The organism is Sulfurospirillum sp. HTRB-L1 (assembly GCF_059415125.1).
In genome coordinates this window covers 42,645-53,177 of the sequence record NZ_JCAHZR010000012.1, presented here as the reverse complement: position 1 = coordinate 53,177, position 10,533 = coordinate 42,645, and the positions used below count along the sequence as shown (strand labels likewise).

Genomic DNA, 10,533 nt, shown 5'->3' with positions numbered 1-10,533 from the left:
GTTGCGAGATGTAGGTGAAGCCTGTTTCTGGGGTTATTGTGATGGTAATATTTTGGCCATTAGCATTGGAAAGAGTTATATTGCAATCTTGAACAATCAATCTATTTGCTGGATAGGAAGAAGTATAATTATGAAATGCTCCTCTAAGAGGACGGCCTAAATAGTCAAAAGCAATTCTTTGACTTGGATTTGCCCCTCCAGTGTTGCAAGAGGCGGTCATTCCTATATTAGTAATCCCGTATTTGCTTCCTAGCCTCAATTCTGCCATAGAATGCTCATTGGGATTATTTTGAGAATTATCAATACATAAAATATTATTGAAACCTCCAGATAAAAACTGATTAGTAGCAAGAGGATTTCTGGCCAATTCACCAATATCAGGGTTTCCTGTAAAGCCAGGTTTTTCAGAATAAATAGAATAGGCCCAAGCATTTGGCAAAGCATCTTCTACGCATTTTAAAGTGTGCGCAATACCTGGATAAAATTGAATTTGCCATCTGCGCTTATACCAAGAATTGTCACCTGGATCAAACCTATCGTCCTGCATCGCCAAGTGTTGCGTATAGCGGATATGGCTTACAAGCTGGTCGGCGGCGGTGCGGAGGTTGTTGTTGCCGATGCGGGGAAAGGCGACGGCGGAGATGATGCCAATCACAACGATGACAAACACCAACTCAAGCATGGTAAAAGCAGGGGTTTGGCCTAATTTTTTCATGGCGTTAGTGTATCATATTTTTTATCAATCGTACGATAGTGCGCGACTACTTTTCCTGAATAGTATAATATAAAATCATCTTTGGCACTCGCATCTTTTTTAATCTCCCTCAGTTCTACTGCCCTACCCTCCCCAATCCCATAAAACTTCAAGCGAAGCTGGAGCTTGACGTCTTGGGCAAAAACGTTGCTAATGTGTCGCTCATGTAGCCACTGGGCCACCTCTTTGGCAACATGGTAGTTGTAAACAAAGTGTTTGTCTGCTTCTTTTACAAGATAATAAATGGGTTTATTAAAGATTGTCATTGTGAAATTGAGGCTCAGGCTAAACATGACTATCATCAATAGCGAAGCGTGCCACCTGCGGTGTCTTGGAAGCCTTACCCTAAAGCTGTTAAAAAAAACACGGACCACCAAAGGGATAGCAATCACTGCAAAAGGGATAAAATCTTCTAGCATCAGTTGTTGCCGCAAGGAAAGAAGAAAAGAAAACGTAAACGCCACGAACGTGATATACCACAAAATCTCTTTTTTCTCTTTAATAGCGATGCGGTAAATCGCATACATGTAATACAAAAAAAGTAAGGGCGAAAACGCGGCGGCATAGACACCAAAAGTATCTAGAAAATACCCCTTTGGCTTACCGCCCGTATCAAACCCATACACGCTCATCGACAAACCGAATAAAATAAGGGCAAGTACAAACAAGGTGCGGTCCTTGGTAGCAATACCATAAAAGAAAAGAGCAAGGTAAAAAATCGCAAAAGAATTATCCACGCCCAAGGAGGCCACAAGAACCACCAACGAAAGGGTTCGGTACTGTGATTGGTGACACCACACAAACAAAAGGGTTAAAAAAATGGTTAGCGAAGCTTCATTGACCAACAGCGCCGCGGCACTCACGCCTGGAAGCATCAAATACACCAACACACTCACCAAGCGGTCTATCTTTCGTTTAAGTAAAGGTTTGGAGATTTTGTAAAGCAACAACGCCGAAGCAAAATGAATCACCACAAAAGGAAGCCGCAACGCCCAATCATTTTGCCCAAACACCGCGCACGAAGCTTGAACAATCCAGTGTAGTACCCCTCTTCCTTCAAAAAATACCGTCGCTTCGTGGTAGCTAATAGAGAGTTGGCTAATGCCATAGAGTAAAAATAAAGCGTGTACGCCAAAAAGAAGCCCGAGGGCTCGTGTTTCACTCATTGCTTTAAAAAATTCCTTAAAATATCGTAGCCGTGCTCGCTCAAAATGGACTCAGGGTGAAACTGGACGCCATAAATAGGCAAGCCTTTAACCTCAAGGGCCATGATTTCCCCATCATCTGCACTGTAAGCGGTGGGAATGATGCATTCGGGCAGGTTTTCTTGGTTGACCACCAAAGAATGGTAACGCGTAGTGGTAAAGGCTTCAGGAAGTCCTTCAAATAAACACGTAGGAGCGTGCTGCTTGATGCGCGACGTTTTGCCGTGCATCATATTTTTGGCGCGAATCACTTCGCCGCCAAAGGCTTGGGCGATGGCTTGATGCCCTAAACAAATCCCCAAAATGGGCACTTTTCCTGCAAAATGTTTAATCACCTCCAAACTCACTCCCGCCTCATTAGGTGTGGCTGGGCCAGGAGAGATGATGATTTTTTCAGGATGCAACGCTTCAATCTCTTGTAATGTTAACTCATCGTTGCGAATGACTTTTAACGTTGCGCCCAGTTCTAAACAATACTGCACAATGTTGTAAGTAAAACTGTCGTAATTATCAATCATTAAAACCATACTCAGTGTTCCTTTGGTTCAAAACTTGCCGCATTATACCCTTTTTTCATGCGCCTATGCAGTACAAAAAGCAAGCTCGCACCCACCAAAACCGCTAAGGTTAAAAACCCCAAAAACCAATGCCACCCGCCATACTCGTACACCACACCGGGCAAAAAAGTACCCAAGGTGCCGCCTGCGTAGTAAAAAGAGATGTAAAGTCCGTTGGCAATGCCTTTGTACTCGTGAGTAAGTTTATTAATGTAACCCGAGGCAATAGCGTGCACCACAAACATACCCAAACAAAAGAGAAACATCACCGCGAAAAAGGCTTCGTAGGTGCGCCAATGAAAGAGTTGAATGCTCACCACATAGACCAAAACCCCAAACAACATGGCTCCCGTTTCCCCTTTAAACCAGCGGATGAGCACAAAAGCATTCAATGAAACCAAAAGCCCTACGGCATAACCCGCGTAGATAAACCCCGTCTTTGCCCCCTCAAACCCTTCGCCCATGGCCCGCAACTCAAAGGGGATGAAGTTTAAAATGGCTTGAAATACAAAAAAGATAGCAAACATGGCAAGGTAGATGGTTAAATGTTCAGGACGCGAAAGCACCGCCATGATTTGACGCTTGCTGGGTTTTGCAAACGTGGGCTTTGTGTCGCTCTCAAGCCGTCCCAATAGACCAAAAAGCACCACCAGCGCCACGCCCAAAAAAAGAAAAAAAGGACGCCACCCTACCATGTCGCTAAGCAACCCTGAGAGAAAACGCCCCAAAAAGCCACCAACGATGGTGATGCCAATGTACGTACTAATCGCCTGTTGCACCTTTTCCCTTGGTGCGCGGGTGGAAATGTAGCTCATCACAGAGGTCAAAATAGCGGGAATCAACAAGCCTTGAAGGCCACGCAAACTTAGCAACATGGCATAACTTTGGCTGAGGGAAAAACAGATTTCTAGCACCCCAAGAAGTAACACCGCCGTACGCAGCATTTGCTTGGAAGAAAACGTCTCAAGCAAATACCCGTACACAATGGGGGCAATCCCAAGGGGAAGCATGATAGCGGTGGTAAAAATAGCGGCTTGAAATTTGGTGAGGGCTAGCTCGCTTTCAAAAAGCGGTTGGATGGGTTGGGCGGCGTAAAGGGTGCAAATGGTGGCAATCGTGCATCCGTACACGATTGCCAATTCGCCTTTTTTCACACCTACACTCCGCCATCGATTTCAAAATCCCAGAAAAATTTAATCCATTGGGTCGCTTCGCGTGCCGCAAAATCAGGACGCAGCAAGGCTTTTTCTTTGTAAAAGACAGCGGCGACTTTGAGCTCTATGTGGGGGTATTTTTCAAGCAAAACCCGCTTAATCTCAATCATCGTCTCACCGCTGTCGATGATGTCATCCACCACAAGCACCCGCGTTACCTTGGAAAGGTCAGGAACGTTGAACACGTCGATAGTGTCAAGCTTTCGCGTCTCTTCATAGTGGATGGAATTAATCGCGTACAAATCGCGCATTTCTAAGGCTTCAGCCAAAAAATGCCCCAACGTCATTCCACCTCTGGCGATGGATACAATAGCCTCAGGCGCAAAAGAGGCTTTTACCTCTTTTGCTAACACATTTACATCGACGCAAAACTCTTCAAAACTGTAAAACTGCACAAGGATTCCTTAGTTCTTAATGAAATAAAAAGGCAAGCACGCTGATGAGCGCTAGCGTGATGATGCCTGGATTTATGGCCGAATACTCCCGCTGGATAAGCTTAATAAGGACGAAGGAGATAAATCCAAAAGCCAAACCATTGGTAATAGAAAAGGTCAAAGGCATCATAATGACAATCAAAAAGGTCGCACATGACGTGGCAAGGTCTTTGAAATCAATGTTGGCAAGCTCACTAAACATGAGCACCCCAACCATCACAAGCACAGGGTAAATGGCATTGGGCGGGATAGCTTTAAAAAGCGGAAGCATAAAGAGGGTGAAAATAAAAAAGAGACCCGTAAATACCGCTGTCAAGCCCGTGCGACCACCCTCTTCTACTCCGCTAGCACTTTCAATAAAACTCGTCGTGGTAGAAACCCCAAGTAAAGTCCCCACCACCGTGGCACCTGCGTCTGCTTCGAGGGTTTTTTGCAACTCTTTGCCATCATCCTTGAAAATCCCTGCACGGTACCCCACGCCCGCAAGGGTGCCCAAGGAGTCAAACATGTCGGTAATCAAGAAGGTAATGATAACAGGCAAAAGCGCAAGGCTAAGGGCTGAGAGGATATCAAGCTTGAACATAATCGGTGCGATGGAAGCGGGCATAGAAAACACTTCCGTAGGATACGCCGCAAGTCCACTCACCCACGCCACCACCGAAGCAACCAACACAGCAATGATAAACGCACCTTTTACTTTCCATGCGTAAAAAGCAAAAATAAGCACAAGCCCCAGAACGCCCAAAAGCACGTTAGGGTCTTTAAAGTCTCCAAGCCCTACAATCACCGCAGGATTTGCAACCACCATGCCCATTTGCTTTAAGCCAATAAACGCGATAAACGCCCCGATGCCCGCACTAATGGCGCGGCGCAAGTCTTTGGGCACACTCTCCATAACCCACACCCGAAAACGTGTCAAGGAGAGGGCAAGGAAAATCACACCTGAGAGAAACACAACCCCAAGTGCCGTTTCCCACGGGATTTGCATCCCCAGTACCAAGCCAAAGGTGAAGTACGCGTTAAGCCCCATGCCCACGCTCATGGCGATGGGTGTGTTGGCCCAAAGACCATTAAGTACCGTAGCAAAGATGGTGATGAGTGCCGTTGCCGTGATGAGCGCATCCATGGGCATGCCTGCATTGCTCATGATGATGGCATTGACTGGGACGATGTAGAGCATCGTCAAAAAGGTGGTAAACCCCGCCATCGCTTCCGTTTTCACGGTCGTGCCATGGCTTTGTAGCTTAAAAAAATCCACGCGGACTCCTTAGTGTGTTTTGTTTCTTACATGTAACGTTTGATTTCATTATAAAGACTGTCGCGCTCAACAGGCACAAACCCACTCGTGTGGATAAGGTCCACAAAATCCTTAAGGCGCATTCCCGACGCACTTGCAGCCCCTGCGGCAGATTGAATAGACTCTTTTTCAATGGTGCCGTCTAAATCATCGGCACCAAACTCTTGGGCAACAAGAGCAAGGTTGATGGTCGAGGTGACCCAGTAGGCTTTGATGTGCGGGAGGTTATCAAGCATCAAGCGGCTAATGGCCATGGTTTTTAAAATCTCTTGGGAACCTAAAAATTCGGTGACATTGAGGTAATTGTTACCTCGTTGGTAGACAAGGGGGATAAACGCGTTAAAACCGCCTGTTTTGTCCTGAAGTTCCCGCAACCGCACCATGTGGTCGATGCGGTGCGCTTTGGTTTCTACGTGGCCAAAAAGCATGGTAGCGTTAGACATGTGGCCCCGTTCGTGCCATTTTTGGTGGATTTCTAGCCACCCTTTGGAGCTGACTTTTCCCTTGCAAATACGCGCGCGCACGGCCTCATCAAAAACTTCTGCGCCCCCACCTGGCATAGAATCCACACCGTTTTCCACCATCATGTCCAACAGCGCGTCGTAACTAAGCCCATAGGTTCGTGCCAAATAGTCCACTTCTGCGGCGGTCATAGCCTTTACATGTAAAGAAGGAAACGTTTGCTTGATTTTTTTGAAAATATCCATATACCACGCCAAACCTGCATCAGGATGATGGGCGGAGACGATGTGGACTTCCTTGGCGCCATTGGCCACCGACGCTTCCACGGCGCGCAGGATTTCTTCGTGGGTCATGGTGTAAGGATTGGGGTTTTTGCGGTTAGCGCTAAAGGCGCAAAATTTGCACACATCGGCGCAAATGTTGGTGGGGTTAATGTGGCGGTTGATGTTAAAAAAGACTTTGTTGCCAAAGCGCGCGCGTCTGGCGCGGTTAGCGTAGTGGGCCAAGGTAAAAAGATCCAAATCATACAGCGCTTCGCCCTCGCTTTGGCTAAGCCTGCGGCCCGATTCGAGCGCATCCAAAAGGTGTGTCATGGTTATCCCTGTGGTGAAAAAAAGGTAGTGTATCCAAAAAGAAATTATGAGGCTCTTAGAAAACCTCGCTATTCTTTTTTCTTCCATAAAAAGCACCTGTGTAAAAAACCTTAATTATGGCAAAAAAAGAAGAGGTGAAACAGCAATCCCAAGAAGACATTACCTAAATAATGTATAATCTGTCCAGTAAAAATATTCTTAAGTGCCTTGGTATTATTTAAACCTTAAAGGGAGGAAGAGTGAAGATTTTGGACAAGTTCTCTTTTTTGGGTAGCAGCCTTTTTCAAAAAACCCTTCTGTTTTTCCTTCTGATTGTTTTTACAACCTTATTTACCTCTACTTTTTTCCTCAGTTCCATTCTTCAAGACATCCTAGAGGAGCAAACAGGGAAAAAAGCCCTCACCCTTTCAAAAACCATCTCTCTTATGCCTCAGATTATTAATCTTGTAGAACTTGATGACCCCGAGGGAGAACTTCAGCACATCATCACGCGCGTTCGCGAAGGGATTGATGCGCAGTTTATTGTCATCGGCGATAAAAATTCTCTCAGGCTCACCCATCCTATCATCGACCGCATAGGAGAAAAAATGGTGGGGGATGACAACGAAAGAGCTTTAAAATACAAAGAATACTACGTCTCCAAAGCCACAGGGACGCTTGGCCCTTCCATTCGGGGAAAATCCCCCATCTTCAATTCCAAAGGGGAAGTCATCGGCATCGTCTCTGTGGGCTATTTGGAAAAAAACATTAAAGAAATCGTAGAAGGGCACCACAAGGCTATCCTCACCTATATTTACGTCACCCTTGTGAGCGTTCTCTTGCTCGCAGGCCTCTTTGCCAAACGCCTCAAACGCTCGTTACTCGGATACGAACCCAAGGAAATCAGCCGCCTTTTTTTGGAAAAAGAAGCCATCTTAAACTCCGTCAAAGAAGCCATCATCGCCACCAACACTCAGGCACAGATAACCCTTTTTAACAATGTAGCAAAAGCCTATTTTCATTTTGACACCCCGCCTCACTTGCCGCCCCCGCCCTTTGAGAAATTCTTGCTTACATGTAAAGAGCGCAAAGACGTGACTATCGAACACGAAGGAGTAGAATACATTTGCAATTTTTCGCCCATGCAAAACAAGGAAGAAACCATGGGAATGGTGCTAAGTTGTCGCAAAAAAGAGGAGATTGATACGCTAGTTTGGGAACTCACAAGGGTAAAACAGTATTCTGAAAAACTTAGAGAAAAAAAGCATGAATTTTCCAACCTGCTTCATCTCATTTCTGGCTACATTCAAATAGGCAAATACCCCGAAGCTATCGCGCTTATTGCCGAACAAAACCTTCCCGATGAACACATTATCCACTCTTTTCAAGCCCATTTGCAAGACCCTGTGGTTACGTCTATTCTCATCGGAAAGTATTATTACGCCTTTGAAAAGGGGGTAAAACTCTCTCTAGACCCTAGCAGCACCCTCACAGAACCCATCGCACCAAGCATCGCAAAACACCTTCTCACCATCTTGGGAAATGTCCTTAACAATGCCATTGACGCGGCAAAAGAGGCCCGTGAAAAAAAGATTCATGTGTTTATCACAGACATTGGAAATGACATTATCTTTGAAATCGAAGATTCTGGGGAGGGCATCCCCGAAGCACTCACCCAAAAGGTGTTTGAAAAAGGTTTTAGCACCAAAGGAGAGCTTCATAGCGGCTATGGGCTCTATTTTGTACACAATGCCCTCAAAGAACTTGGCGGGTTTATGTCCATCGACCAAGGCACGCTTGGCACCAACATCAGTGTCCACATCCCCAAAGGAGCTCCCCATGATTAGCGTTATGATTGCAGAAGATGATCCGCGCATTGCCCTTTTGCATCAAAATATGGTTGAGAAAATAGCAGGATTTGAAGTGCTCTCCATCGCCAATACTATTGCCCAATTGGAAGAGTACATCTCCTGCACCAAGCCCGACTTATTGCTGCTTGATGTCTATTTTCCCGATGGCAATGGTATCGATTTTTTAGAATGGCTACGTCAAAACGCGCCCACAACGGATGTGATTTTAATTACCGCGGCAAAAGAGATGCGCACCTTGGAAAAATCTCTTCGGTTTGGCGTCTTTGATTACCTCATCAAACCCATCATGTTTCACCGTTTTGAAGCCTCTTTGGAAAAATTTCAGCACTATAAAAATACCTTTTCGCGCAAAGATGAACTCTCTCAAAGCAAGGTTGATGAGCTGTTTTACAAGGTCATCGCCAACGAAAAAAAGCCCAACGAATCCCTTCCTAAGGGTGTCGATGGTATCACGCTAGAAAAGATTCTTTGTGTGGTGCGCCAAGAAAAAGAGAGTTACCTCTCCGCGAGTGAGATTGCCAAACAATTAGGCATCAACAGAACAACCTCGCGCAGGTATTTGGAGTATTTGGTTTCCATCGACAAGGTGGAAGTCGACTCGTTGTACGGTTCTGTGGGACGGCCCGAGCGCAAATACAAGCTCAAGCCGTCATTAAAAGCGTTACCGTGAAAGTTGGAAACGCTTTGCGATTATCTTCGCAAAGAGTGGCACAAAGAGGATAAAAACAACACATCCCCACAGTATCCAATTAATCGTTCCTTGGAATAAGATGCCAACCTCTCCACCGCTCATAGCAAAGGCACGTCTGAGGTTGTCTTCCATGATGCCCCCAAGCACAAAGCCCAAAATCACAGGAGCCATAGGGTAATGAAGCTTGCGCAAAAAGTAGCCCAAAACCCCCAGAACGATGGTCAAAAAGAGGGCAAAGGTGCTCATATTAACCGAATACACCCCTACAAAGGCAAGCACAATAACCGAAGGCACCAGCAGCCAATAAGGGATTTGAAGGATTTTAGTAAACACCCGCACTAACGGAAAATTCATAATAAGCAACATGATATTTCCTATGTACATCGAGGCAATAAGCCCCCATACCAACAGAGGTTGCTCCACAAACAACATAGGGCCAGGATTGATGTTATACAGCATCAAGGCACCCAAAAGCACCGCTGTTGTCCCGCTTCCTGGAACACCAAGGGTGAGCATCGGAATCAACGCGCCACCAGAACACGCATTGTTCGCAGCCTCAGGTGCTGCAAGCCCGCGCATGTCGCCTTTTCCAAAGGTGCCCTCTTTGTCAGAAATTTTTTGTGCGATGGTGTAGGAAACGGCACTGGCAATCGACGCGCCCGTTCCTGGCAACACGCCCACTAAAAACCCAATGGCCGAGGAGCGGAGGATTGTCCATTTACATGTAAGCAATTCTTTAAGGGTAATGTAAATGCGCGTAATCTTAGGCATTTCAAAATCCTCTTGGCTGTGGTGCTCTAACATCAGCATCACTTCACTCACGGCAAAAAATCCAACAATCACCACCAAAAAGTCAAACCCATCATAGAGTTCTGCTTCACCAAAAACAAAGCGCAACACGCCTGTCGTCGAATCAACTCCGACAACACCAACCACAAGGCCTATCACCAAGCCTATCAAGCTTTTGACAGGGCTTGAACCCATGAGGGCCGAAATCGTAGCAAAAGCAAAGACCATCAACACAAAATACTCAGCAGGCCCAAAGTAAATCGCAACACTTGCCAAAAGAGGGGCAAAAAACGTCAATCCCACGATGGCTATTGTCGCGCCAATGAATGAGGCAATCCCCGAAAGGGCCAACGCCGGGCCTGCAAGCCCTTTTTGCGCCATCGGGTAACCATCAAGGCAGGTAAACACCGCGCCAGCATCCCCTGGCACATTGAGTAAAATACTCGATATCCTCCCCCCAAACTCAGCACCATAATAGATACCCGCTAGCATAATCAGCGAAGACTCAACAGGCAAACCTAGCGTGTAGCAAATGGGAAGGAGTATGGCAACGCCATTGATGGGCCCAAGGCCAGGAAGGGCACCAAAAAGCGTGCCTAGGAGCGTTCCTAAAAAGACAAGAAAAAGATGGGTTGGCGTTAAAGCGACACCAAAACCCGCGGCCAGTGAAGAAAATATTTCCATCAT

10 protein-coding genes are annotated in these 10,533 nt (G+C 46.2%); 2 read left to right on the top strand and 8 right to left on the bottom strand.

Annotated elements, in window-relative coordinates; translation table 11 throughout:
* The 7 genes from AC5SLM_RS13755 to mqnE all read right to left on the bottom strand — a co-directional run.
* Window positions 1–715: prepilin-type N-terminal cleavage/methylation domain-containing protein (locus tag AC5SLM_RS13755; RefSeq protein WP_495251546.1), on the bottom strand; the 715-nt coding region annotated here is incomplete at its 3' end.
* On the bottom strand, window positions 712–1,920 hold the full coding sequence (locus tag AC5SLM_RS13750; protein WP_495251545.1) for an ArnT family glycosyltransferase: 1,209 nt from the start codon (window positions 1,918–1,920) through the stop codon (window positions 712–714). The genes AC5SLM_RS13750 and AC5SLM_RS13755, both read right to left, overlap by 4 nt.
* Window positions 1,917–2,486, bottom strand: coding sequence for an aminodeoxychorismate/anthranilate synthase component II (locus AC5SLM_RS13745; RefSeq protein WP_495251544.1), 570 nt, complete (start codon window positions 2,484–2,486; stop codon window positions 1,917–1,919). Before AC5SLM_RS13745 ends, AC5SLM_RS13750 begins: the two co-directional genes overlap by 4 nt.
* 2 nt (window positions 2,487–2,488) lie before the next feature.
* On the bottom strand, window positions 2,489–3,670 hold the full coding sequence (locus AC5SLM_RS13740) for an MFS transporter (RefSeq protein ID WP_495251543.1): 1,182 nt from the start codon (window positions 3,668–3,670) through the stop codon (window positions 2,489–2,491).
* 2 nt (window positions 3,671–3,672) lie between these two features.
* A complete protein-coding gene (locus AC5SLM_RS13735) occupies window positions 3,673–4,125 on the bottom strand; it encodes a phosphoribosyltransferase (RefSeq protein WP_495251542.1) in 453 nt (150 codons plus the stop codon).
* A gap of 16 nt (window positions 4,126–4,141) precedes the next feature.
* Window positions 4,142–5,422: an NCS2 family permease gene (locus AC5SLM_RS13730; RefSeq protein ID WP_495251541.1), complete on the bottom strand. Its 1,281-nt coding sequence runs from the start codon at window positions 5,420–5,422 to the stop codon at window positions 4,142–4,144.
* Between the two features lie 26 nt (window positions 5,423–5,448).
* Window positions 5,449–6,516: an aminofutalosine synthase MqnE gene (gene mqnE / locus AC5SLM_RS13725; protein ID WP_495251540.1), complete on the bottom strand. Its 1,068-nt coding sequence runs from the start codon at window positions 6,514–6,516 to the stop codon at window positions 5,449–5,451.
* Window positions 6,517–6,755: 239 nt separating this feature from the next.
* Here mqnE and AC5SLM_RS13720 point away from each other — a divergent pair, with 239 nt between their 5' ends.
* Window positions 6,756–8,342: an ATP-binding protein gene (locus AC5SLM_RS13720; RefSeq protein WP_495251539.1), complete on the top strand. Its 1,587-nt coding sequence runs from the start codon at window positions 6,756–6,758 to the stop codon at window positions 8,340–8,342.
* On the top strand, window positions 8,335–9,036 hold the full coding sequence (locus AC5SLM_RS13715) for a response regulator (protein WP_495251538.1): 702 nt from the start codon (window positions 8,335–8,337) through the stop codon (window positions 9,034–9,036). The genes AC5SLM_RS13720 and AC5SLM_RS13715 overlap by 8 nt, the downstream gene beginning before the upstream one ends.
* Here the strand turns inward: AC5SLM_RS13715 and AC5SLM_RS13710 are convergent.
* Complete coding sequence (locus AC5SLM_RS13710) at window positions 9,028–10,530, bottom strand: tripartite tricarboxylate transporter permease (RefSeq protein ID WP_495251549.1); 1,503 nt, start codon at window positions 10,528–10,530, stop codon at window positions 9,028–9,030. The genes AC5SLM_RS13715 and AC5SLM_RS13710 overlap by 9 nt on opposite strands.
* Between the last annotated feature and the right edge of the window lie 3 nt (window positions 10,531–10,533).